The 24,020-nt window shown below is 51.1% G+C and carries 26 protein-coding genes; 2 read left to right on the top strand and 24 right to left on the bottom strand.

Annotated elements, in window-relative coordinates:
- Window positions 1–32: 32 nt before the first annotated feature.
- The 15 genes from CBE73_RS05100 to CBE73_RS05170 form a co-directional block, all read right to left on the bottom strand.
- Window positions 33–1,337 carry an amidohydrolase gene (locus CBE73_RS05100; protein ID WP_094093294.1) on the bottom strand — a complete coding sequence of 435 codons (1,305 nt, stop codon included), beginning with the start codon at window positions 1,335–1,337 and terminating at the stop codon, window positions 33–35.
- Complete coding sequence (locus tag CBE73_RS05105; protein WP_094093295.1) at window positions 1,327–1,974, bottom strand: redox-sensing transcriptional repressor Rex; 648 nt, start codon at window positions 1,972–1,974, stop codon at window positions 1,327–1,329. Before CBE73_RS05105 ends, CBE73_RS05100 begins: the two co-directional genes overlap by 11 nt.
- A 1-nt stretch (window position 1,975) precedes the next feature.
- Complete coding sequence (gene dinG / locus CBE73_RS05110; RefSeq protein WP_094093296.1) at window positions 1,976–4,864, bottom strand: ATP-dependent DNA helicase DinG; 2,889 nt, start codon at window positions 4,862–4,864, stop codon at window positions 1,976–1,978.
- A 144-nt stretch (window positions 4,865–5,008) separates the two neighbouring features.
- A complete protein-coding gene (locus CBE73_RS05115) occupies window positions 5,009–5,638 on the bottom strand; it encodes a hypothetical protein (RefSeq protein ID WP_094093297.1) in 630 nt (209 codons plus the stop codon).
- Between the two features lie 198 nt (window positions 5,639–5,836).
- Window positions 5,837–6,220 carry an aspartate 1-decarboxylase gene (gene panD / locus CBE73_RS05120; RefSeq protein ID WP_094093298.1) on the bottom strand — a complete coding sequence of 128 codons (384 nt, stop codon included), beginning with the start codon at window positions 6,218–6,220 and terminating at the stop codon, window positions 5,837–5,839.
- Window positions 6,213–7,115: a pantoate--beta-alanine ligase gene (panC, locus tag CBE73_RS05125; RefSeq protein ID WP_094093299.1), complete on the bottom strand. Its 903-nt coding sequence runs from the start codon at window positions 7,113–7,115 to the stop codon at window positions 6,213–6,215. Before panC ends, panD begins: the two co-directional genes overlap by 8 nt.
- Window positions 7,112–8,041, bottom strand: coding sequence for a 3-methyl-2-oxobutanoate hydroxymethyltransferase (panB, locus tag CBE73_RS05130; RefSeq protein WP_094093300.1), 930 nt, complete (start codon window positions 8,039–8,041; stop codon window positions 7,112–7,114). The genes panC and panB overlap by 4 nt, the downstream gene beginning before the upstream one ends.
- A gap of 326 nt (window positions 8,042–8,367) precedes the next feature.
- The gene (locus CBE73_RS05135) at window positions 8,368–9,375 is read right to left on the bottom strand and encodes a biotin--[acetyl-CoA-carboxylase] ligase (protein ID WP_094093301.1); all 1,008 of its coding nucleotides are present in this window, start codon (window positions 9,373–9,375) and stop codon (window positions 8,368–8,370) included.
- Window positions 9,365–10,798 (bottom strand): CCA tRNA nucleotidyltransferase, encoded by a 1,434-nt coding sequence (locus CBE73_RS05140; RefSeq protein ID WP_094093302.1) that lies wholly within the window; start codon window positions 10,796–10,798, stop codon window positions 9,365–9,367. The genes CBE73_RS05135 and CBE73_RS05140 overlap by 11 nt, the downstream gene beginning before the upstream one ends.
- Before the next feature lie 55 nt (window positions 10,799–10,853).
- Window positions 10,854–12,023, bottom strand: coding sequence for an N-acetyl-alpha-D-glucosaminyl L-malate synthase BshA (gene bshA, locus CBE73_RS05145; RefSeq protein WP_094093303.1), 1,170 nt, complete (start codon window positions 12,021–12,023; stop codon window positions 10,854–10,856).
- A 57-nt stretch (window positions 12,024–12,080) separates the two neighbouring features.
- The gene (gene bshB1 / locus CBE73_RS05150) at window positions 12,081–12,785 is read right to left on the bottom strand and encodes a bacillithiol biosynthesis deacetylase BshB1 (protein ID WP_094093304.1); all 705 of its coding nucleotides are present in this window, start codon (window positions 12,783–12,785) and stop codon (window positions 12,081–12,083) included.
- Window positions 12,785–13,204 (bottom strand): methylglyoxal synthase, encoded by a 420-nt coding sequence (mgsA, locus tag CBE73_RS05155; RefSeq protein WP_094093305.1) that lies wholly within the window; start codon window positions 13,202–13,204, stop codon window positions 12,785–12,787. The genes bshB1 and mgsA overlap by 1 nt, the downstream gene beginning before the upstream one ends.
- A 17-nt stretch (window positions 13,205–13,221) precedes the next feature.
- Window positions 13,222–14,025 carry a 4-hydroxy-tetrahydrodipicolinate reductase gene (gene dapB / locus CBE73_RS05160; RefSeq protein ID WP_094093306.1) on the bottom strand — a complete coding sequence of 268 codons (804 nt, stop codon included), beginning with the start codon at window positions 14,023–14,025 and terminating at the stop codon, window positions 13,222–13,224.
- An 18-nt stretch (window positions 14,026–14,043) separates the two neighbouring features.
- Entirely contained in the window at window positions 14,044–14,577 is a 534-nt protein-coding gene (locus CBE73_RS05165) for a tetratricopeptide repeat protein (RefSeq protein WP_094093307.1), read from the bottom strand.
- Between the two features lie 52 nt (window positions 14,578–14,629).
- A complete protein-coding gene (locus CBE73_RS05170) occupies window positions 14,630–14,962 on the bottom strand; it encodes a nucleotide pyrophosphohydrolase (protein ID WP_094093308.1) in 333 nt (110 codons plus the stop codon).
- 148 nt (window positions 14,963–15,110) lie between these two features.
- Between CBE73_RS05170 and CBE73_RS05175 the strand changes: the two genes are divergently transcribed.
- Window positions 15,111–15,980, top strand: a complete 870-nt coding sequence (locus CBE73_RS05175) for a YitT family protein (protein ID WP_094096146.1) — start codon at window positions 15,111–15,113, stop codon at window positions 15,978–15,980.
- A 1-nt stretch (window position 15,981) separates the two neighbouring features.
- Here CBE73_RS05175 and CBE73_RS05180 read toward each other — a convergent pair whose 3' ends face one another.
- The 4 genes from CBE73_RS05180 to CBE73_RS05195 all read right to left on the bottom strand — a co-directional run bounded on the left by CBE73_RS05180 (window position 15,982) and on the right by CBE73_RS05195 (window position 18,988).
- Complete coding sequence (locus CBE73_RS05180; protein ID WP_094093309.1) at window positions 15,982–16,896, bottom strand: sporulation protein YpjB; 915 nt, start codon at window positions 16,894–16,896, stop codon at window positions 15,982–15,984.
- Between the two features lie 78 nt (window positions 16,897–16,974).
- A complete protein-coding gene (locus tag CBE73_RS05185) occupies window positions 16,975–17,604 on the bottom strand; it encodes a DUF1405 domain-containing protein (protein WP_094093310.1) in 630 nt (209 codons plus the stop codon).
- A gap of 105 nt (window positions 17,605–17,709) precedes the next feature.
- Window positions 17,710–17,892 (bottom strand): IDEAL domain-containing protein, encoded by a 183-nt coding sequence (locus tag CBE73_RS05190; protein WP_094093311.1) that lies wholly within the window; start codon window positions 17,890–17,892, stop codon window positions 17,710–17,712.
- 79 nt (window positions 17,893–17,971) lie between these two features.
- Complete coding sequence (locus tag CBE73_RS05195) at window positions 17,972–18,988, bottom strand: hypothetical protein (protein ID WP_174704667.1); 1,017 nt, start codon at window positions 18,986–18,988, stop codon at window positions 17,972–17,974.
- 36 nt (window positions 18,989–19,024) lie between these two features.
- Between CBE73_RS05195 and CBE73_RS22100 the strand changes: the two genes are divergently transcribed.
- The gene (locus tag CBE73_RS22100; RefSeq protein WP_174704668.1) at window positions 19,025–19,276 is read left to right on the top strand and encodes a hypothetical protein; all 252 of its coding nucleotides are present in this window, start codon (window positions 19,025–19,027) and stop codon (window positions 19,274–19,276) included.
- A 58-nt stretch (window positions 19,277–19,334) separates the two neighbouring features.
- Here CBE73_RS22100 and CBE73_RS05200 read toward each other — a convergent pair whose 3' ends face one another.
- From CBE73_RS05200 to hisC, 5 genes are all read right to left on the bottom strand, one after another.
- Window positions 19,335–19,934, bottom strand: coding sequence for a histidine phosphatase family protein (locus tag CBE73_RS05200; protein WP_094093312.1), 600 nt, complete (start codon window positions 19,932–19,934; stop codon window positions 19,335–19,337).
- A 63-nt stretch (window positions 19,935–19,997) separates the two neighbouring features.
- Window positions 19,998–20,573 (bottom strand): anti-sigma factor family protein, encoded by a 576-nt coding sequence (locus CBE73_RS05205; RefSeq protein ID WP_229752488.1) that lies wholly within the window; start codon window positions 20,571–20,573, stop codon window positions 19,998–20,000.
- A gap of 20 nt (window positions 20,574–20,593) precedes the next feature.
- On the bottom strand, window positions 20,594–21,187 hold the full coding sequence (locus tag CBE73_RS05210) for an RNA polymerase sigma factor (protein ID WP_094093314.1): 594 nt from the start codon (window positions 21,185–21,187) through the stop codon (window positions 20,594–20,596).
- Window positions 21,188–21,697: 510 nt separating this feature from the next.
- Window positions 21,698–22,792: a prephenate dehydrogenase gene (locus tag CBE73_RS05215; protein ID WP_094096147.1), complete on the bottom strand. Its 1,095-nt coding sequence runs from the start codon at window positions 22,790–22,792 to the stop codon at window positions 21,698–21,700.
- A 115-nt stretch (window positions 22,793–22,907) separates the two neighbouring features.
- Window positions 22,908–24,005: a histidinol-phosphate transaminase gene (hisC, locus tag CBE73_RS05220; RefSeq protein ID WP_094093315.1), complete on the bottom strand. Its 1,098-nt coding sequence runs from the start codon at window positions 24,003–24,005 to the stop codon at window positions 22,908–22,910.
- Window positions 24,006–24,020 lie beyond the last annotated feature (15 nt).

Here is a 24,020-nt window from a genome sequence, read left to right on the forward strand (position 1 = left end):
CTGCTCCGCTTCCCCTCAAGCAAGCCGATTCTTTAGCGGGCAAGGAGACCTTCAAATGCCTTCTGTGCTTCAAAGCGAATACGCTCTTCATCCAAAGTGAGGCATTCACCGTGTTTCACCACTTGCCGCCCGTCAACCCATACATGCTCCACATCTTTAGCCCCTGCAGAGTATACGGTATGCGAAATATAATCCGTTTTCGGAAGGAAATGAGCCTGCTCTACATTCAAAGCAATGAAGTCGGCTTTCATGCCGGCTTCCAGCCGTCCTACCTCCGGAAGGAACAGGGATTTTGCACCGTATTCTGTACCCATTTTCAAAGCTTCTAAAGCAGGAACTGCTGTTGGATCCCCCGAAACCCCTTTATGAATCAAAGCGGCCAGACGAATTTCTTCCAGCATATCCAGATTGTTGTTACTTGCCGGGCCGTCCGTACCAAGTGAAACCGTAACCCCGGCCTTCAGCAAATCTACTACCCGTGCAACGCCGCTGGCGAGCTTCAGGTTGCTTCCCGGGTTATGAGAAACACCCACATGATGCTCGGCAAGGATGGCAATCTCTTCATCGGTCAAATGAACCGCATGAGCTACCAGCGACGGACGGGAGAACAAGCCCACTTTAAGCAAATGCTCTACCGGACGAACGCCGTAATCCCGGACATTTTGCTCCACCTCGGCCCGCGTCTCGGACATATGGGTATGCAGCGGGAGATCCAGATCATGTGCAGCCTGAACGATCTTCTCAATATAATCCGGCGGACAGGTGTAAGGAGCGTGAGGAGACATCATCGCTGTGATTCTTCCGTCTGCTGCTCCATGCCATTGTTTGGCGAAGCTGACCGCATCCTGAAGCTTGGCTGTCTGTACTTCCGGCGGACAAAGACCGATAACCCCGCGGGTCAGCACAGCCCGGATACCGCTCTCTTGAGCGACTTTACCGACCTGATCCATATGGTCGTACATATCGAGGAAGGTTGTGGTTCCGCCCTTCAGCATTTCCAGCACGGAAAGCGCCGTTCCATGGTATACATCTTCGCTGGTAAACTTGGCTTCCATTGGCCACATCTTCTCCTGCAGCCAGACCTGAAGCGCCAGATCATCGCCATAACCCCGGAGCAGCGACATAGCTGCATGTCCATGCGTATTGACTAGACCCGGAAGGAACAACAAACCGGAGCCGTCAAAGCTTTCTACGCCTTCGCCCTCTGCTCCCTCTGGCAGGGTTTCGCCTATATACAAGATTCGGTCATTCTCAACCAGCATATATCCGTTAATAACCGGTTTCTCGGGGTTCATGACCGCGAAAGTCCCGTTTTTAATCAACCATTTACGACTCATTTGAACTTTCCTTTCCTTGATCCAAATAATAAGCCAAACTTAACAAATCAGTTGTAAAGTCTGCAGCATGTACCCGTACTTCCGCCGGAACCTTCAAAATCACCGGAGCAAAGTTGAGGATGGCCTGAATACCTGCCTCCACCAGCTGATCCGCCACCCGCTGGGCCTCCCAATGAGGAACCGTAATAATCCCGATGCGTATGCCTAAATTTCTGACGGTTTCAGGCAGCTCTGTGATCGGCTGGACGGTCAGATAATTGATCTGGCTTCCGATTTTGGCTTCAGCGATGTCAAATACAGCGACAATCTTCATGTTGTCTTTCAAATACATGTTGTAATTGGAGAGTGCCTGGCCAAGATTACCGGCACCCACCAGCGCTACGCTGATTTCCTGATCCAGATTGAGAATCTGGCGGATCTTCTCGATTAAATAAGCCACATCATAGCCGATGCCTTTACGGCCAAAATCGCCGAAGTAAGCCAGATCCTTGCGGATTTGAGCGGGGTTTAAATCGAGATTTTGTCCAAGTTCCTGAGAGGATACCGTCATGACATCCCGGTTCTGCAGTTCGTTTAGATACCGCAGATAAACCGGCATGCGCCGAACGACGGCATCCGAAATTTTTTCCGATTTCATCTTATTCACCCTTTGCTGCGCCTGTTTCGGCGTCGTTTTCCATAGGTTCCAGCCACTCCGTAATCCGCGGAACCATCTGGCTTAGTGGCATATGCTCCATTTTGGGTCCAGGTAGAGAATACAAGAAATATTTGCCGTAATAAGAATCCAGAATACGAGTATCGTATACGATGACAATGCCTTTATCTCTAGAAGAACGCACCAGCCGGCCAAAGCCCTGCTTGAAACGGATAACCGCCTGCGGGACGGAAAGCTTGGTGAACGGATTTTTCTTCTGCTGCTGCAGCCGTTCGCTTTTGGCCTCCACCAGCGGATGGTTAGGCGGCTGAAACGGAAGCCGGACAATCGCCAGGCTTGTCAGCGCATCTCCCGGAATGTCCACGCCTTCCCAGAAGCTGCTTGTACCCAGCAGGACTGAAGCGTCTTTGCTTTGGAAACGCCGGGTTAGCTTAGTCCGGCTGCCGCTGTCCATGCCCTGCCCGATGACCGTTATATTATGAGCCGATAATTGCTCTTTAAGCGGCTCGTATACCTGCTTCAGCATCCGGTACGAGGTGAACAGCACCAGCATCCTTCCGTTCGTTGCCACAGCTGATTCTGCTAAGGAATCCACGAGCGTATTGACGAAATGCGCATCTCCGACGCTGCCCTTCACACTTGGGAAATCCCTCGGAATTACCAGCAGCGCCTGCTCTCTGTAATTGAACGGTGACGGAAGAATAGCCGTCAACAGACGCTCCTCTTCACTTGCTGCCTGGAGGCCGAGCTGATCGATCATATATTGGAAGCTCTTGTCGACCGTCAAGGTGGCCGAGGTCATGACTACGCTTTTTTTCTTGTCAAAGAAGTAATTCTTCAGCTGTTCGCTTACATCAATCGGAACGGCATAAAGCTGCAAGGATTTGCTGCGGTAATGACCGTTTCCTTCAAGCCAGTACACCGTTTCCTCGTTGTCCAGCTTCATGAAGAAGCGCAGCGAGTCACGTTCGCTGCCAAGATCCTTGAACAAGCCGCTGATATCGGTCAACAACCCGTCAACGCCGTAGTCATCCTGCTCTTCCTTGATTTCGGCAACCAGCCGGTCTCCCTTTCTCAGCACTTCACTGATAGTCACGTGAATCTGGTTCTCCAGCAGGCCAAAGGTCTCCCACTGTTCCGGCCGTTTGGCCGGAAGGAGCCGTTTGACGAATTGTCCCGGTTCTCCAGGCGCTGCATCGCTGCGTTCGGTCATCAAGCCGAACAGCAGCTCACTCAGCTTATCCCAGCTCTCCTTGATTTCGAGCAAAGCCGGATAAATCGAATCGATCGTTTCCATCCAGCCGGAGGCTTTCTCGGCACCGGAAGCACCGAGCTGCAGCCGAAGATTCGCCAGCTGTCCGGTACGGCTGTCTTTAAACAGCCGGGTTAAGGTATGAATGATGGAGAAATATTTCATGTGCAGGCCCAGATGTTTGCCGGCAACGTCCTCCAAATGATGAGCCTCGTCGATCACCAGCCGTTCATAAGAAGGCAGCAGCTGATGACCCGCCTGAATGTCGGTGAACAGCTTGGAGTGATTGGTGATCACAACGTCTGCTACACTCGCTTCATGCTTGGCCCGGTGATAGAAGCATTTACGGAACCATGGGCACGAGCGGCCCAAACAGGAGTCTGATTCACTGGCAACAGTTTCCCAGAAATCGCCCCCGCGGCCCAGATTCAGCTCCTCATCGTCACCGGTTTCAGTCTGGCTGAGCCAGATTATCATCTGTGCCGCCGTAATGCTGTCTTCTTTCGGACTTACAAAATCGCGCCGGCTGAGCTTGTGCTCAAATTTGCGCAGACACAAATAATGTTGTCTTCCCTTAAATACCGCCGCACGAAACGGAAAAGGAACAGCTTCGGTCAGCAGAGGAATGTCCCGTTCCCTTAGCTGCTCCTGCAGGTTGATGGTATGCGTGCTCACCATGACCTTCTCCCCCGTTTTAACCGAGGAATAAATGGCCGGGAGCAAATAACCCAAAGATTTGCCGGTACCTGTGCCGGCTTCCACCAGAAGATGTTTGTCTTCGTCAAAAGCCTGCTCGACCTGGCTGAGCATGATCTTCTGCGCTTCCCGTTCTTCATAGAACGGCAGCTTCTCTTTCAAATTCCCCTGAACCTGGTCCAGAAATTGGTCAAAGCTGACCTTGGCAAGCGGATTCTCATCGGCGTCATGTCTTGCAGGTAAAATATCCATCCAGTCTTCATTGCGCATGGCGAACTGGCGGTAATACACAAAACCGGCGTCATCCGTCTGTTCGGCCTGGCTTTCCCTTTCCGTTAGCAAAGCATCAAAGAACCAGCCTAAATCGCTGTCTTCAGCAGCAAACAAATCAGCCAGACGCTGAATCGTAATCAGCGGCAGCTCCGCAAGCTCATCCAGACACTTCAGAAAAATCAGAGCCGTGGCCACAGCATCGCTGTCCGCTTGATGCGGCCGGTCATGGCTGAGTCCAAATTCCGCACTGACCAGACCAAGCTGATAAGAATTTAAGGAAGGGAAACAAATTTTCAGGAAATCCATCGTATCCAAAATTCTTCCCGTGAAGGGAAGATAACCGCAGGTGTCCAAAGCCTGCTGCAAAAAATTAAAGTCAAATGCTACGTTATGCCCCACCAAAACGACGTCATCAAGCAGCGGAACCATTTCCATTATGACATCGTCAAGTGAAGGAGCGTCCGCTACATCCTCTTCCGTGATACCTGTTAAGCCGGTTATAAATGGAGGGATAGGCACTCCCGGTTTGACATAAGAAGAATAGACCTGCGAGATGGTGGAATCATGATCTATGATGGCAAGCCCGACCTGTATAATTTCATCGGTGGACTGATTACCCGTTGTTTCAAAATCGAGTACAGCATACTTCATTGGTTGCAAAATCCCTTTCTTTCGGGTCTATCACCTAGCATATCAAAAAAAAACACGTTTGAAAATTAATACGGGACTGCGAAGGCAGCGCGGTCAATAAGAATCAAAAAAACGATGCGTCTGCAACGCATCGTTCACCTTGCTTTACATATAAGCATGAAGCTGGCTTTCGAATTGGTATGTTCCCCGGTTCTCCATACATGCCTCCAGGTTGGCCATCGGTTCAGGCAATGTCGGATCCAGCTTGTAGGCGGTTAGGAAAAAGCCCCGTGCCTTCTCCACCCGATTGTCCATAGCGGCCAAACAACCCAAGGCATTGCAGCAGATCGCTTTTAATTTCTTGTCCTTACCATGTGTAAAAATATAATTTAAATACCCAGCCGCATTTTCCCTGTCATTCAGATGCACGCGGCACACGGCCAGAAACAACAAGGGCAGGGGGTTATCCGGATAAAGGCAGGACGCCTTCTCAAAATGCTCGGAAGCCTGTTCGTACATCTTCAAGGTAAAATAACCTTGGCCTTTAATAAAAGGCCCTCCGCCCAGTTCGATGATCTTCAGTTGATCTTCGGCTTCAAAGTCTCCGCATTTGCGGCGGATCTCCCCCATCTTCTCCTCAAAAGACATCCATTCCTCGATAATGCCGTCACTCATTTGCTTCAAAAGCTTCCACTTCATGCCGAGCGATTCTTTCTGTTCGCCTTCCGCTTCAGGATAGCGCCGGGCGATATCATCCAGCGCGCTGTTCATTTCCGCAAAGATATGTTCAAACATTATCTCACCTCATCCTGAACAAAATGAAATCAGTGCGAAACCGAATCAATGTTAAGCTTAAGCGTTTGACCCATTGATTCAGGCTTATCTTCATTTTTTGTTCAAGACGGGTTTTTCATTCCCTGGCCCAGTTATTACATAACCAGACCAGGTTTCTCTTTACGCCGTACCTTCTTCGGTCGTGCCAGGCTTTACGTGTTATCGGATCGTTGCATGAAGCTCGTGGTCAGCGGATTCTGCCGGACGGTTATTTTCGTCTACAAAGACTACCGTCGGCTTGTGATTCTTGAGTTCTTCCGAGGACAACTGGGCATAAGAAATAATAATGACATTGTCGCCAGGCTGAACCAGACGGGCCGCCGCACCATTCAGGCAAATAACCCCGCTGCCGCGCGGACCTGTAATAACGTAAGTCTCAAGGCGAGCCCCGTTGTTGTTGTTGACGATCTGAACCTTCTCATTCTCGAGCAGATCTGCCGCTTCCATCAGATCTTCGTCAATAGTAATGCTGCCCACATAATTCAAATTGGCTTCCGTAACGGTTGCGCGGTGAATTTTGGATTTCATCATCGTTCTATACATGAAGAGCCACGTCCTTTTTCTGTAATAACATATTGTCAATCAAGCGAGTGCTGCCGAATTTAACAGCGAGCGCAGCGATGATGTCCCCCGGGTATTCATCCAAACGGGTTTGTTCATCCAAAGGTTCCAGCTCTGGAAAAGTTAGAACCTCCACATAATCGATTTCAGCAAGCGGCTTGGTTTCGATTCTCTCGACGAGCAGCTTCTTCAGTTCCCCGGCGATGGTCAATTTCTTCTCCTGCACAAGCCCGTAAGCTTCCTTAAGGGAAGCCGAAAGTACAAGCGCCTGGCTGCGCTGCTCTTCGCTCAAATAAACGTTGCGGGAGCTTAAAGCCAGCCCGTCGCTCTCCCGCACTATCGGACAAGGCACAAGCTGCACGTCCATATTCAGATCGGTAACCATCTGGCTGAGCACGGCAACCTGCTGGGCATCCTTCATGCCAAAGTAAGCGAAATCCGGACTCGTCATATGAAAAAGCTTAGCCACGACAGTAGTGACACCGTCGAAATGTCCCGGACGGGAAGCGCCGCACAGGCTGGAGGTCAGCCCTTCAACCTGAATTTTGGTTTTGGTTGGCTTCGGATACATATGCTGCACTTCCGGCATAAACACAATGTCCACCTGTTCCTTCTCGGCAAGCGCCAAATCCCGGGCCGCATCACGCGGATAACGATCCAGATCTTCATTGGGCCCAAACTGGATGGGATTGACAAAAATGCTGAGCACAACCACGTCATTAACACGGGCTTTTCGGATCAGACTGGCATGGCCTTCATGCAAATACCCCATAGTCGGCACAAGTCCGACTGTCAGCTGCTGCCCCTGCTTGGCGGCTTCAAAGCGCCGGCTTTTAATCTCCTGTTGAAGTTCTTTAGGTTCTTTAATAATGATCATTTGGTTACGCCAGCCTTTCTGCCCGTTTTATCCGCTGTCTGAGGCTCGCCGGCAGGGTCAGCTTTCTCGCTCTTATCCCTGCTTCCGTACAAGCCGTCTACAGCTCCTTCTTCCGCTCCAAATACGTGCTGCTCAGCCGGGAACAACCCGCCCTTCACTTCTTTCACGTAACCGGTGATGCCGTCTTTAATCTGTGTACCGACATCGGCAAAGGTTTTGACAAACCGCTTCTCGCGGTAGTTATCCGTATATTTAACCAAGTCGTGGAATACAAGCACCTGACCGCTGCAGCCCCGGCCGGCCCCGATTCCAATCGTTGGAATATCAAGCAATTTCGTAATTTCGGCTGCCACCTCTTCGGTTACCAGCTCCAGCACGATGCCGAAAGCTCCCGCTTCCTGCAGCGCTTTAGCATCTTCTAGCAAACGCCGGGCATCCTTGGCGTCTTTCCCTTGAATCCGGTAACCGCCAAGCTGATTCACCGACTGTGGCGTCAGCCCGATATGTCCAAGCACAGGTACGCCTGCCCGGACTACAGCGGCAACCGTATCCGCGATTTCTGCGCCGCCTTCCATTTTCACAGCATGAACATGGCCTTCCTGCATCAGTCTTCTGACCCCGCGCAGGGTTTCATCCAGACTGCCGTGGTAAGTCATAAAAGGCATATCCGCAACGATAAACGTCCGCTCTGCGCCTCTAGCCACCGTGCGTGAGTGATACACCATATCATCCAGCGTAACCGGAATGGTGGAATCATAACCAAGCACCACATTGCCGAGGGAATCACCTACCAGCAGCATATCTACACCGGCTTCTTCAGCCAGTCTGGCCGAAGGATAATCATAAGCCGTAACCATGGCGATCGGCTCGCCGCCTTGCTTCATCTTTTTTAATTTTAAAATATTCAGTGCCTGTTTGGCTGCCATACTTTCTATCCCCTCTCCTAGTTGACGTACCCGCCGAGTAACCGTCTTGTTGTTTTCAAACACGAAAAAAAAGCCTTTAGTTTTCACTAAAAAGGCCCGAAAGTCCAAAGAAGAGTCACTTGGCGATCGTCCCTTCTGTCTCGGTCCTTTCGGCTCAGAGCAGAATCCAGGCGTAACCGGCAATACCAAATATGACGGTTATTATTCATTCATGCATTCCACTGCAAGTCAGCGGAAATAAAAATACTGCCCCAAGAGTGCTGTTCGGCCAAGCCGATACCGCCTCTTAGGGACAGTATAACAAATGACGTCAACTTTTTCATCCATCAATTTCTTGGATCTACGGTTACATCTCCGGAAATAATTTTTGTCATTTGTCCATCCGAGAGTCTGACGATCAGCGCTCCGGAAGAATCCAATGAAACAGCCGTGCCTTTCAACACACCACCAGGCGTATGTGCCGTTACCGCTTTATTTAAGCTGACGGACAAAGCTTCCCATAAAGCTGCGACAGGCCCGAATCCTTCGGCCATATATATTCCGTACAGCTGTTCCATTTCATTCATGATCGCCCCGGCAAGTTTCGAACGGTCCACCTCTTGTCCCGATTCAATGCGGAGTGACGTCATAATGGAACGAAGGTTCTCCGGAAGCTCTTCCGCCGCCATATTCACGTCGATCCCTATTCCGGCTATGCAGTAGCGGATTCGTTCGTCTTCACCCGTGGATTCGAGCAGAATGCCGCAGGTCTTCCGTCCGCCTATCAGAATATCATTCGGCCATTTGATTCCTGCATCTACCGCAGCAACGCTGCGGATAGCACGGCATACGGCGACTGCCGTAAGAAGGGTGAGCTGCGGCGCTGATCCAAGCGGCAGATCGGGCCTCAGCAGCAAGCTCATCCAAAGTCCGTTCCCTGGCGGGGAATACCAGCTGCGCCCCATCCGTCCTTTCCCTTTGGTTTGTTCCTCGGCAATAACGAGCGTCCCTTCGGGTGCGCCCTGTTCCGCAAGCGCTCTGGCTTCATCCTGGGTTGATCCGGTCACGGCCAGCAGCTTCAGGTTCCGCCCCATAACGGAAGTTCGGGCAGCCAGCATGAGGTCAGCGGCTGTCAGCCGGGAAGGTTCGCCGGTCAAGCGGTATCCCTTGCGGGAGACGGCTTCAAATTCATACCCCGTCTCACGGAGTTTATTGATCTGCTTCCAGACAGCTGTCCTGCTGATACCGAGCTGGCGGCTGATTTCCTCGCCGGATATATATTCCCCCGCCCGTTCTCTGAACATACGCAGAAGCAGCTGTTCAGGCTGCTCCGATTCTGTTGGATTATGTCCCATCGTTCAAACGCTCCTTCACTGCATCAAGCAAAACTGCCTTGTCATTATTGAGATCTCCGGCAGCCACCCGTTCCAGCAGGTCTTTCATCAATTCGCCAAGCCACGGCCCGCCCCGCCGGCCGCTGCTGCTCATCACATCACCGGCCGTCAGAGCCAGATCGGCAACTTTATGTACGGGTATAGAGGAATGCCACTTCAAGGCATGAGCCAGAAAAACATTTCGGTCCGTTCCCTTCGCATCTTCTCGGGAAGGATTTGCCGATTGCAGGCCCGCTTCCCGCTGCAGCCATAAAGCAGCAGCCTCCTTGCCGAAGGTAAGCTGCAAATAAACCCAATACCGGCGCCAATGTTCAAGCAGTCTGTCATTCGGCACCTGACAGCCGTCTTTCTCTTGGCTGCCAGACAACTTCTCTGTCCCTACTGCTCTATTCGCGCTCTCCAGCTCCACATCAGCTGCGAAGCTGATTTCACCTGCATTCGCTCCGGCTGCCAGCAGCTCGGCCACGGCTTCTTCAATATGCAGCAGCGCCGAAATCTGCCGGGTTAACACCCCCGGGAAGGTCCAGCCCCGCAGCAGCGGTTCGGCTTCTTCCGCCGAAACCCGCAAAGCCTGCAGCAGCAAGGACCAGCGCTGCGACGGCTCGTCTGCGGGCAATGCGCTCAGCATGGCCAGCACCGCGAGCACGTCCGGCTCAGGCTGGCTGAGCTTGGCCGCAGCCGGCAGCGGCGCCTTGGATGGAAGCAGCAGCCCGCTGCGCCGCAGCAGCTCCAGACCGCGCATCGGCCGCGGCCCGAGTACGATCCGCTCAAGCTCCGAGCGGATCCGTTCCACCGCGATGTAAGCCATGCCATCACGGCACTGCAAAAGCCCGCGCCAGAGGCTTGGGAGCGGCTTGAAGCCGAAGACCGAAGCGAAGCGGACCGCGCGCAGCATGCGCAGCGCGTCCTCTTCAAACCGCTCTTCCGGCTTCCCGACGCAGCGAATCCAGCCGCGCCCGATGTCTCCGCGCCCTCCATACGGGTCAAACAGCTGCCCGTCCAGACTCCGGGCAATCGCATTCATCGTGAAGTCGCGTCTCTTCAGATCCTCATCAACCGCATCTACAAACTCGACTTCCTCTGGTCTGCGGTGATCCGTATACCCCGTCTCTCTCCGAAAAGTCGTGACTTCAAAAGACCACTCCCCCAGCAGCACCGTCACCGTTCCGTGAGCCAGACCGGTCGGTACCGTTCTTTCGAACAGCTCCATGACCTGCTCGGGCTGTGCGGAAGTAGCTATATCCATATCATGTACGGGTCGCCCCATCAATTCATCACGGACGCAGCCCCCGACATAAAAGGCCTGATGACCAGCCGCTTCAAGGCGGACCAGAACCTCATCCCCGGCGGCCGCCATGCCGGGCTCAGCTTGTAACCACAACATCCCCAAGCTTCATCCCTCATTTCGGCAAAACCTTCCGTGTGCCGCCAATGCCGCCTTAAGCCTTAGGAAGACCGCAGGCCGTCAGCTTGGGCTGTTCCGCCTGCAGCACACGATAATATATTTGCTCATATTGTTTAGTGATTTTATCGCTGTTAAACTGTGTCTTCGCCCGGCTGATGCAGGCCTCCCTCATCTTGGCGGCCAAAGCATCATCATGCAGCAATTGAAGCGCAAAGTCTGCCATGGCAGCCGTATCTCCGATTGGAGCCAGATAACCGGTCTCGCCATGCTTGACCAGCTCGGGAATACCGCCGGCCATAGAGCCGATGGTTGGAATGCCGCAGGCCATCGCTTCGAGGGCGACAAGCCCGAAGCTCTCTTTTTCCGAAGGGAGCATAAGTACATCCGCCATCGAAATGATCTGGGCAATTTCATCCTGCTTGCCGAGGAACCGGACTTTCTCCTCAAGACCCATTTCTCGAATCTGACATTGAATCTTCGGCAAATCCGGTCCTTCCCCAACGAACAGCAGTCTTGCGGGAATCTCTTTGCTGACGCGCGCAAACACGTCCACTACATCCTTCACCCGTTTAACCGGACGGAAGTTGGAGACATGCATCATGATCTTCTCATCCGGAGAAGCAAACTCCTTGCGCAGCTCGGAGACATCACGCGGATAATAGAACCGTTCATCCACAAAGTTGTAAGTCAAATCTATCCCGCGGGTAATATCAAGCAGCTCCTGCGTTTCCCGGGTCAAGTCCTGGGATACCGAAGTAACGGCGTCGCTTTCATTGATTGCCAGACGGATCAGGTCCTTCAAGGACTCGTCCTGTGCCAGAACCGTAATGTCCGTACCATGCAGCGTTGTGACCACCTTCAGATTGTCACCCACCATCTGTTTAGCCAGGAAGGCACAAACGGCATGGGGAACCGCATAATGGACGTGAAGCACGTCCAGCTTCTCCTGTTTGACCACTTGAGCCATTTTGGTGGCCAGCGACAAATCATAGGGAGGGTAGCGGAACACATAATAGTCGTTAACTTCAACTTCGTGGTAATAAATATTTTTATGAAAAGCCCCTAATCTAAACGGGACACTGTGCGAAATAAAATGGACTTCATGGCCCTTTTCGGCTAACAGCTTGCCGAGTTCAGTAGCGACAACACCCGATCCTCCAAGCGATGGATAACAAGTGATGCCGATTTTCAGTGGTTGGCTCACGACGGAACCCCCTTCCTTACGTTAAAATGCGTTATTTAAAATGGTGGCTATTCATCCTTAGATAAACCGGTTGATCCGGTAAGGAGCTTTCACCGCAAATCCTTCGGCAAAAGGAATCAGCTTCTTCTGTCCGAGCAAAGCGTCCCTCGATTGGACGCGTTCGACATAACCTTGATTCAGCGGAGTAGCGACCGTATCCTCACCCTGTTCCTGCTCGAACTGAGAGCGATAGCAGCGCAGCGCAGCAAGTTTGGTTTCATATTGTTCCGTAACCTCCACAACAAGATCCGGATTGCGCCAATCGTTAATAAAATAGAAGAAAAGGTCCTCAACCGTAACCGGAGGCTTGTCCTGCTTGTCCGGCATGTATTTGCGCAGTTTGGCGTTAAACACCGCTTCCTCAACCAGCCTGCTGCAGGCAACATGGTCCGGATGCCGGTCTTCCCAATAGGGGGCGAACACGATGCGGGGTGAATATTTGCGAATCTCTTCGGTAACAGCGGCTATATGCTCCGGCGTAAGAAAAAGTCCCCTGTCCGGCAGACCCAGATTGCTGCGCACGGCAAGGCCCAGCACCTCCGCTGCTTCCTCAGCCTCCCGGCGGCGGCGGTCCACATTGCCATTCGAAGACAATTCGGCAAAGGTCAAGTCACAAATGCCTACCTTAAGACCTGCTGCCGTATGTTTGGCAATCGTGCCGGCCATGCCGATTTCGGCATCATCCGCATGAGCTCCGAAGATCAGTATATCCAGCTTATCCATTATTCCGCCTTCGGCTTGTGAAGCTCGACAAGCTCGCGCCAGCCAAAATCCCCGCGATCTAGCGCTTTAATCAAAATTTCAGCCGTAGCCATGTTCGTAGCAACCGGAATGCCGTGTACATCGCAAAGACGGAGCAATGCGGTAATATCTGGTTCATGAGGCTGCGCCATCAGAGGATCACGCATGAAAATAACAAGATCCATTTCATTCTGGGCAATCAAAGCGCCGATCTGCTGGTCGCCGCCGAGCGGTCCGGACAGAAAACGGTGAATTTTGAGCTCGGTCGCTTCCATAATCCGTTGACCCGTAGTTCCTGTAGAATAAAGCTTCTTATCCTTAAAGACGTGTTCATAGGCAACCACAAGGTTGACAATGTCCTCTTTTTTACGATCATGGGCAATAAACGCAATATTTAGCATATCCGAAATTCCTCCCTCTACTCCATTAAATGCTCAAAGCCGTAAAGCATACCTTTGTAGTTCATAACCCGTTTGACCGCATGGCTAACGCCCGGCATATAAGCTGAACGTTCGTAAGAGTCATGGCGGATCTTCAGACTTTCCCCGTGCGCACCGAAGATGACCTCCTGCTGGGCAAACACACCCGGCAGACGAACGCTGTGGATGCGGAAGCCGTTGTAATAACCGCCTCTCGCTCCTTCGATCGTTTCTTCTTCACGCGGATTCCCCTGCCGGATTTCCTCGCGGTTGCCCGCGATCCATTCGGCTGTTTTCACGGCTGTGCCGGACGGAGCGTCAAGCTTCTGATCCCCGTGGTATTCGATAATTTCCAGATGCGGGAAATATTTGGCCGCCTGGGCGGCAAACTGCATCATCAGAATGGCTCCAATCGAGAAGTTCGGCGCGATCAGACCGCCAATTCCCTGCAGCTGACACTGCTTGTCCAGCTCCTCAATCTGCTCCGGTGTAAAGCCAGTCGCTCCGACCACCGGACGGACGCCGAGAGAAATCGCCAGCGCCGTGTTGGCATACACCGTCTGCGGTGTTGTGAAATCAACCAGCACATCAGCGCCGGAAGATTTCAGTGCCCGCTCCAGATCATTTTCCACCAGGATGCCGGAAGCCGGCAAACCTGCCAGCGTTCCCGCATCCACTCCGGTCTGGGATCTATTCACTGCACTGACCAGCAGCAGCTCTTCATCCTGCAAAACCATCTTTACGACTTCACGGCCCATTCTGCCGGCTGCCCCTGCAACCGCTACTCTTATTTGATCAGCCATAATTGTCCTCCTATTTAGCTAGTTTGATGAGTGATCGATATAAGTTTTGAAACGCTGCTCCAACTTTTTTAAATGTTCGGATACGGCATCATCCTGCATTAAAGCCGAGGCTTCCCAAATCGCTTTGAGCGCCTTGTGATAATCTTTTGTTTCTCCATATGACAAAGCCAGCCATACCTGGGCTTCCGCAGACAAGGGATCCAGTTTGGCCGCTTTCTCAAGCAATTTAGCTGCTTCTGCCGCCTCTCCGAAGTCATCATCCTGCCTGAACTGGAGCTTTCTAACGGCCAATCTCGTTAACTCCTTTGCCTGCAGACGCTGATAGTGAAGATTATAGGACGGCTCCTCCGGGTCCAGACGGATCGCTTCCTTGACGTTCCGGATCGCCTGGTCCAGCTTATCGCTGCGGGCATAAGTAATCGAGCAACGATAACGAATATCGGCTCTGTCCGGCTCAATGATCATAGCCTGCTCAAACCAGCCGATTGCCCCTTCAAAATCATTATCGAGAATGCATTTGTAAGCCTTCCTCAACAGATCATCCGCTTTCATATGCTGTCCCCCCCTATGAATCGGGCTATGGTACAGCATATGATGCATCGGCCTATTCGGTGTCCTTTCGGGTCCAGCGGTTTGCGTCCCGGGTATTAAATTTGTTCATCACTTTATTATGGGCTTCGGTAAGATCTATTCCAAGCGAGTTGGCGAAACAAATCGTAATGAACAAAATATCGCCAAGCTCCAGCTCAATCGAATTTTCTTCTTCCGTTGCTTTTTTAGGTTTCTCTCCGAACTGGTGATTCACTTCGCGGGCCAGTTCTCCGACTTCTTCGCTCATTCGGGCCAGCATGGCAAGCGGGCTGAAATACCCTTCCTTAAATTGAGATATGTATTGATCCACTTCCCGCTGCAGCTCCGAAAGCGGCCTGTCAGCCATCTGTCATCCCCTCTTTTCTGCACGGCTTTTTCCCCCTTATGTTATCTTAAAGGGGATTTGAAAACAAATGCTTTTTTAATCCGGACTTAAAAAAGGTATACTAGGAATGTTATCCATGTTCACTATCTTCATTAAAGAGAGGGATTCGATGAACACCACCAAATTGTCCGCTTTCATGAAAATAACGATGCCCATTTTGCTCGGCACCGCTATCTATGCGTTCGGACTCCTGTATTTTATTATTCCAAACAAATTAACAGAAGGCGGCGTGACAGGCATCACGGTCCTGCTGAAGTACGGATTCGGCATTTCGCCTTCCCTGACTACCCTTGTGCTTAATATCCCGCTGTTTCTGATCGGCTGGAAAATGCTTGGAGGCAAACAAATCGTCTATACCGGCGTCGGTATCGGCTCGTTAACCTTTTTCCTGTGGCTGTTTGAGCTGCTCATTGACCAAGGCTGGCTCGTTCCCTTCCGGACACAGCAGGACTACATACTCGCTTCCTTATATGCAGGCGTTACGCTCGGCGCCGGACTCGGCATTGTCTTCCGGTACGGGGGAACAACCGGCGGCTCGGACATTATCGCCCGAATTCTGAACCGTAAATTCGGCTGGAGCATGGGACAGGTCATTTTGATTACAGACGTGCTGATTATCGGCTTGTCTTTGTTCTTTATTCCGATCGAAAAAATCTTATATACACTGGTTGCCGTGTTTATCGCTTCCAAGGTCATCGACTTTATTCAGGAAGGCGCTTATGCGGCAAGGGCTTTTATGATCATTTCCGATCATGCCGAAGCGATCGCCGAGTTGATCACCAAAGATATGGACCGGGGCGTTACGCTTATACCGGCTATAGGCGCGTACTCCAAACAGGGCAAAAACGTTGTGTACTGCGTGGTGTCCAGGCAGGAGATCCGCCGTTTAAGCCTGCTCGTCAAATCGGTAGATCCCCGCGCCTTTATGGTTATCAATGATGTGCATGACGTGCAGGGCGAAGGGTTCCGCGAAGAATAATTCACCAGGTCCGTTTGCCGTCCCCGGATTTCTGGCCATAGGCACCAGCCGGCCGTACTTCCTCTTGTTCTGCGGTATACTTCCGGTAAGCCGTATAACCAAGGGCAAGCAGGATCCACAAGCCGATCAGGAAACTCCAGTGCCAAGGGTTGCTGTAGCCAGCAATCGGCAGCAGCACCGGCTCGTCTTTCTGCTTGCCGAACAAATTCTGAAGCAGCCCCTGCCCTCCGGCGAGGGCTGTTTGCAGTGCCTGCAGATCCTGCTTCTCGCCAGCGCTCATATTGCCTACATAAGACAGCCAGGAGTCCATGGCGACAATATCGGAAGGTTCTTTGCGAATCATCGCAGCCGGACGTATCAATTCATAATGATCTTTCAAATCTGCAAAAGAACGCTGGACCGCCTGTCCGTTTTGCTCCACAGCCGCTTTGTTCAGCTTCTCCGAGTCTTCCGCAAGCACTTTATAATACTGGAGCCACATCGCGCCTTTAGCATGCAGCAGGCTGTCCACAGCAAGCCGCAGCCGGGCGGACGTCGTTCTCCACGCCTCTGGTGAAGGATCTGCCTTAAGCAGGGCCGTACGGGCGTCCATCACGCAGGCGGTCAGCTCATGAATGCCGTCAACACCGGTTAAGCCCTGATACGAAATCATTCCTATCAATGACGTAATACGCTCCATTTCCACTTGAGCCTCTTCAGCCTTCCCGCTTTGCATGGCCTGGTATAAAGCTTCCGAAGCTTGTTCAAGCACGGCCAGCTTTTGGGCTTGGGTCGCAGGCGCGGTTTGGGAGGCTTCCGAGACGGCTGATCCGTTCTGCGGGGCTGCCAGCCCTTTTTCCGAAAAAGTCGTAAACCCGGCGGCAAGCACCGCCAAAAGTGCAACTGTCCATATAACCGTTCTAAATCTCGCTTTCACCGGACATCCCCTCCTACCACAATCTATGGCAGGTTGTCTCTGCTTAGAACGCCAGGAAGCTCTCTACCGCCCGCTGATTTATAATCTTCCGGAACGTCTAACACCAACCCAGGTGACAGCTATGCAGAACAGCGTAAGCAGGAAGGTGAAATTTTGGACGGTAACCAGATCATCCTGCAGCGGACGCGGCAGCCACGGGAAAACCCCATAAGTATAATCGATCGTATCATTAAGCAGGGTCCAAACGCCGGCAATCGCTGCCATCATCGTGCCGAAGCGGAAGAACCGGAGAAACAGCAGTACCTCCGCGGCCATAGCCAGATGGGAGGTCATCAGCATGTAATCCTGCCAGACTAGAGCGTCTCCTTGATAAGCCCCCGCCACAATCATCGTAACGGCCCAAATGCCGTATTTCACGCTGGTAACGACAGCCAGCGCTTCAATCAGCATCCTGATCCCCAGCCATTTGGCGCCGAAGCGGTGTTCAAACAAGAGAAAGACCAACGCCAAAGTGAAGAAGAGACTGGCGGTCGGACTGTCCGGCACAAAGATCAAAAGCCATGACGGGTTATTTTGCGCGGTGTATTCAAGCTGTGCTCCATACCATATGTATCCGTAAATTGTTCCTAGCAAATTGCATACCAGCAAAAGCCACAAAATGGCCGGGTGAGTCAAAAACCCCCTGCTCCAGAACCTGCTTATGTACATAAATCTCTTATCCCTCTCTCCCATTCTCAGGTCTAATGATCTATTTTCTATCATATCCCATCCAGAGCCTTCATTACAAAAAAGAAGAAATGCCGAAGCATTCCTTCATCTTTGCAAGGTTTTCAGTTCATCCGTCAGAAGCCGGAAGGCCGCTTCATCGCCTTCTGCCAGAGCGCTGTCAATCGCGCCGTACAGCTCTTCCTCCCGACTTTTCCGCAAGACTTCATCCAGAGCCATTTCTGCAGCCAAAGCCAGCATTACTTCGTAAGTAGCCTTCATTTTATCCATTAGGATGCACCTCCAACAGATATAAGTATTTAGATTATAATTAGGTGACCTTCCATAAGCCGATTATCCCGGTCATCGGTCAAACCCGAAGGTTCCGGATGTCCGCGGCTTTAAGTTCGTGGAGACCGGCCGTGCCGGCCACAAGATTGTTGACGATGGTTCGCCCGGCGCGAGTCATGCGGATGACCGGTCCTTGACGGGGATCCTCTCCAACCTTCATCATGCCGAGATGGAGCATCATTTTAACGATTCTTTCTTGAAAAATCGACTCCGCCGTGTCGTAATAATACGGCTTGATAAATCTTTGAACCGGGCTGAACACCGAGGCTGCGCTGCACCAGTTCTCGCTCCCGTGACTGATCCAGTAAATCAGGGAAAGTAGATTTGGTATAGGGCTTTTATAAAGTCTTAACCAAAACCGGATCAAATCAAGCAAGGGCTCCTTGGCCTCTTCCTCTACTATGCGGTTGCCTAAATCCGTCAGAACCAGCTCATGGGATTTCTCCCGAAGATAACCGCGATGACAGGCATAATCGTAAAGCAGTGCCAGCCGGTCCGGATAATCCTTGAACCTTCTACCGTAACCAAATCGCCAGCCTGCACGGCTGACCAGCGGTTCCGAGACATGAAACTTCTCCATCAGCTGCGATTGGCTGCGCTTGTGCATGACGCCCTCCGCATTTAAAGGCACTTCGTGCCTCTGCACATAATGCAGCAGCAGATAGAGATCCTCCTGCGCCTGCTCCTGTTCTTCCCGGTAGACTTCCGGCTCCTGCACCGTTTCGATCTGCTCCTGCAGCTGCTGTTCAATGGCACTTCTGAACCTTGATTTCAAGTCGTCGGGAACGCCAAACAAATAACGCGTATCGGGAGTGGAGCCGTTGAACAGCCAGCCCCTTTGCCTGAACCGGGCGATCATGTCACGTACTGAACCTTCCTGTTTCTGGCCTTCGGCAAATTTGGCCTGCCCGGCGCTCGCCAGCAGTTCTTCGAGACTTAAACGGCTTCTTTTGTCGAATAACAAGGTGTTGAGAAATCGCAAATCTTCAATGCCCATTTGATCAACATGCTCTTGAATAAAAGAACGGTTGCCCATTTTATTGAGAATGCTCTGGATAAGCTCTTTCTTTGAATGAGCATTACAATTGCATTCATAATGGGCAGCAATTTTCGAGAGCATTTCGATATCGGCATAAGTCAGCATTTCTGCCAGGTTCATGGAACATCGCCTCACCGTTTTAATACCATTATGGGAAATCCTGCGCCTTTTATTCCGAGCAGGATAAAAAAAATAGGCGCTCTCCCTATCAGCCCCTTCAGAATGAAAGCCAAAAAAGCCGCCTCCAACCTGATCCAGACTGGTATGCAAACGGCTTTACGGTAAGATTATTTAATTGATGTAGGAGTAACGCTAACCGCTGGCAAACGAACGGGTTATCTTATTATTCCCGGGTTTTGGCCGCCGGAGATGCCAGATGTCTTGTGCAGTTGTACAAAACAAGATCCCAGTTGTCGTCTTTCTTCTCCAAAACGGTCAGAGAAAGGTTGCCGATTCGCTCCCGGTATTGATTCTCATATAAAGCGCGGTAGAGCTGGGCAAGCAGTCCTCCATGAGAAACAACGAGCACATTATTTTCAGGGAAACGTTCAGCCAGATCCTCTATGAAAGCAAGGGCACGCTGCTGTACTTCTTCAATGCTTTCCTGGCCAAGCGGCTGAATATCCCAATCTGCTCCCCAAAGGGTTTCCCGTTCCTCAGCCGTAAGCCCTTCAGCTTTGCCGAAAGAACGTTCAAGCAGCCGGGAATCCGGATCATAAACCGGAATAGATAACCGTTTCGCGATAATTTCCCCCGTCTCCTGAGCTCTGGATAAACCGCTCGTAATCACAAAATCCCATTTCCGAGGTTCTGCCGCAAACCGCTCAGCCAACAATTGGGCCTGCTGTCTTCCTTCCTCATTAAGCGGAATATCGCTTCTGCCCTGAATTTTGCCAAGTGCGTTCCAGTCTGTAAGTCCGTGACGAATCAAGCCGACAATCATGGAAATCCTCCTTATTCATAAATCAACAGCTATAAAAAAACAAATGCCCTTCCGGCATTTGTCCTAATGGGTGCGTACCCTGCGAAAACCTCTCCAGGCCAATAAGGCCAGTCCCATGGCCACCATGGACAAAACAACCCAATACTGCGGATAGTTTGGTCCGATGCCTGCCGTAAAAGGATCTATGATTCCGCTCGACACATGAGTCAAATTGTAGCTGACGTTTGAGCCGGATACACTTTCCGCTCCGGCAACAGCCGTCGGAATCAAACCGGAATTCACCGTCTGCGTTTTACTGCCGGTATGCGAATTGGAGAAAGCAAACACGGTAATGCTGACTAGAAAAATAAACATGAAACTGGCGGCCCAAATCTTCAGCCTGCTTCGAAATATGCGCTCGGAAGCTGTCCGTTTGCCTTCGGCCAGCCATGGGGATTCCGCATAAATGCGTTCCATGACCCTCCGGTTAACCTCTTCTGCACGTTCTTCGCTGATTTCAATAGGCAAACTATGTACTAATCCCAAGCTTTCCTGCCATATTTCAAAATCTGCCGAGCACTCCATGCACTCCAGCAGATGGCTTTCTAAACGTCTGCGGTCAGGATGGGATTTTGGCAAATCCGCAGTCCAACCGAACATTTCTTGGGCCTCTCTACAGTTCATCTGCTCTTCATCCCTTCGAATGGCTCGAACAACGGTTCATAGAGATAAGGCTCGAGCTGATTCTTTACGCTGCTCCTGGCCCGAAACAGCAAGGATTTCACAGCGCTAATGCTTTGCCCCAATATCACGGATATTTCATGATAATCGAGCTGGTCATATTCACGCAGAATCAACGCGGACCTTTGTTTCTCCGGCAAATTATTGATCGCATCCCGGACCTTGCTTACCTTCTCACTGCGCAAAACGGCGTGCTCCGGAATAATTTCCTGAGGGGCTACCGGGACATATCCGCTTTCTTCAAGCGGAACCTGGCTGCTCCTCTGCTTTCGCAGCTCGCTTAAGACCGTATTCCTCGCTATCGTGTATAACCAGGTCGAAAATGAAGCATCCACCTCCCGAAAAGAATGGAGGCTGCGATAAGCCTTATAAAACGTCTCGGAACAAATATCTTCAGCAAGTAATTCAAGATTGGCGCTTTTGAGCATATGGTAAACGAATGTTAGGATTTTCCGCTGATATCGGCGCATTAATTGCGAATATAGTTCAGTATTGCCGTCTTTAATTTCTTTAATCAACTGGGAATCCGTCATTGACATGCGATCCTCCTCGCCCATCCTGTCTTCATCCCGAAGCTTATGCCTGTTTATACCGATTCGGGAGAAAAAAGTTGCGGCATTTCGCCAAAAAATTTAACTTTTGATCAAGTCTTCAATTTTCCAAAGACTCCAGTATTATACCATAATAAATCCCCGAAAAATAAAAACGATTATTATTCCCTGATTATTGCTTCTTTATACCTAATTTTCTGATGTTATAAACTTCTTTTATCCTTATCGGCATACGCATACTAAATATGTATGGCTTTGGTTCGTGGTTTCAGAAGCTTTTGGGACTAAATTCTTTCAGAAAGGTTTGGAGGGCAAAAAAAAAGACCGCCATATTGGCGGCCGACGTTCATTTTCAGAACGTCCAGTTATTGGATAGGAGTGGAGAGAAACCATACTGTACTTTTATTATATGTATACGTTTTCATTTTGTCAACACTAAATTTAAATACGCTTACATTTCATTCCTCTGGAAAAAATTCCAGAGGAATCGTTTTAGACATAGACCGAATATTCCAGCTTCATTAGCAGATTTCTGGCCTTCTCCATCTCTTCTTCATCCCGGAAAGATAAACGAAGGGTGCCCGGCACATCTTCACGGCTTTCGATGATCTGCATATTGCTCAGGTTGATCTGACGAACCCCCAGCACCGTCGCCACTTGTCCAATGACGCCCGGCACGTCCGGAACATCGATATAAATGTCATACAGCGGCTGAATAGCCCCTTTACGGCGTTCAGGCAATTCATTTCTGAATTCTCCCGCCTCACGAAACGCCTGCTCGATCGCTTCGCCATTCTCCTGCGCCAGCATTTCGGCAAACTGATTTACATTGCAGCGCCAATCCTCCAGCAATCGTAACAGCACCTCTTTATTGCTGAGCAAAATATCCCGCCATACATCAGGAGCGCTGGAAGCAATCCTCGTAATATCGCGAAAGCCACCGGCGGCAAGCTGCCGGTACAATTCATTGGACTCGTTATAGGTTCTAACCTGGTTAACGAGCGCAACAGCTATAATATGCGGCAGATGACTGATGGCCCCGACAATGTCGTCATGCAGCATAGGTTCTACGCGGATTACATGAGATTTCGTATAAGCTAACAGCTTCTCCAGCGATTGATAAGCCTCTTCTGTTGCGTGCTGCGAAGGCGTGAGCACATAATAGGCATTTTCAAACAGCAGGGTAGAAGCCGCTTCTACACCGGAACGCTCGGAACCAGCCATCGGATGGCCCCCAATAAAGTGAACATTATTCAGCGATAAAGCATCTGCTGCCGATGCAATGGAAGCTTTGGTGCTGCCGACGTCTGTAAGAATACATCCCGGCTTGAGCGGCAGCCTGCTTAATTTTTGCAGATAATGACCCAGGATGCCCACAGGCACACATAAAAAGATAAAATCAGCGTCAAGCGCCGCTTCCTCCAGCGACATCGTAACCTGATCCACGACACCCCGCGCCTCTATACGCTCCATGACGTCCCGGCTGTGGCTGTAGCCTACGACCGTCAGCCCCGGCTTTCCCTTAAAACAAAGCGCCAAAGAACCGCCAATCAAGCCAACGCCGATGATTGCGACTTTAGTTTGCATATTCAAACCACTCGATTCCTAGAAGATCTATTGCTAAAAAGGCTTGCATAAACGGAAGCGGAACCCCATGAAGCGGGCTCCGTCTTCGCCATAGTTCATATGTTATAAATTCGGATTAAACCGTCGTTTGCTGTACTTTAAGCACCTGCTCCAGCGCAGCGATAAACTTCCGGTTCTCTTCCTCGGTTCCGACAGATACACGGATATAGTTCGGATACTTGCCGAAACCGCTGCGGATAATGACGCCGAGCTTAAGCAGCGATTGGAACATTTCCACCGCAGAAGTGCGGACATCAACCATGATAAAGTTCCCGTGTGCAGGGAAATACTCCAGACCTAAGCGGTCAAATTCGCGGTTCAGGTACTCGATGCCTTCTCTGTTCTTCTTGCGGCAGTCCGCAATGTACTGCTGATCATTAAGCGCCGCCAAGGCCGCTGCTTGAGCAAAACGGGAGGTGTTAAACGGCTCCCGAACCTGGTTGATCAGTTTAATTACGGAAGCATCTCCGACGCCGTATCCGATCCGCAGGGAAGCTAAACCATAGATTTTGGAGAACGTGCGAAGCACGACTACATTTTTATATTGGCTGATCAGCGGAATGCCGTCCGGGTAGGTTTCATCAGTGACGTATTCGCAATAAGCTTCATCCAGTACAACAAGTACATGCTCGGGAACGCGAGCCAGAAAAGCATTCAACTCGTCCGAAGGAATGATCGTCCCGGTCGGGTTGTTGGGATTGCAGACCCAAATCACTTTCGTGCGATCGGTTACGGCCGCCAGCATAGCTTCAAGATCGTGAACCCCATTGACGAGGGGAACCTCGATACTTACAGCTCCTTCGATGTCCGCGTTGCTTTTATAGACGGAGAACGTTTGGTCCGCCATAATATTCTCGTCGCCCGGCAGGAAGAAAGCCCGTGCGATCAGGCAGATTATCTCATCGGAACCGCATCCGAAAATGATCTGTTCCTTGTTCACGCCTAAATGGGCTGCCAAGGCCTGAGTCAGCTCGGCTGCGCTTCCATCCGGATAAACGCTGATATTGGCAAACTCCGCTTGAATGGCTTCGAGCGCTTTTGGCGAACTGCCATAAGGGTTCTCGTTGGAGGCCAGCTTGATAACCTCTTCAAGGCCTAATTCCTTTTTCACTTCTTCAATAGGTTTGCCGGGCTGGTAAACCGGTAGGTTCACGATCTGCGGTTTGGGTTGCATAGTAAACGTTCCCTG

The organism is Paenibacillus physcomitrellae (assembly GCF_002240225.1).
Lineage (GTDB): Bacteria > Bacillota > Bacilli > Paenibacillales > Paenibacillaceae > Fontibacillus > Fontibacillus physcomitrellae.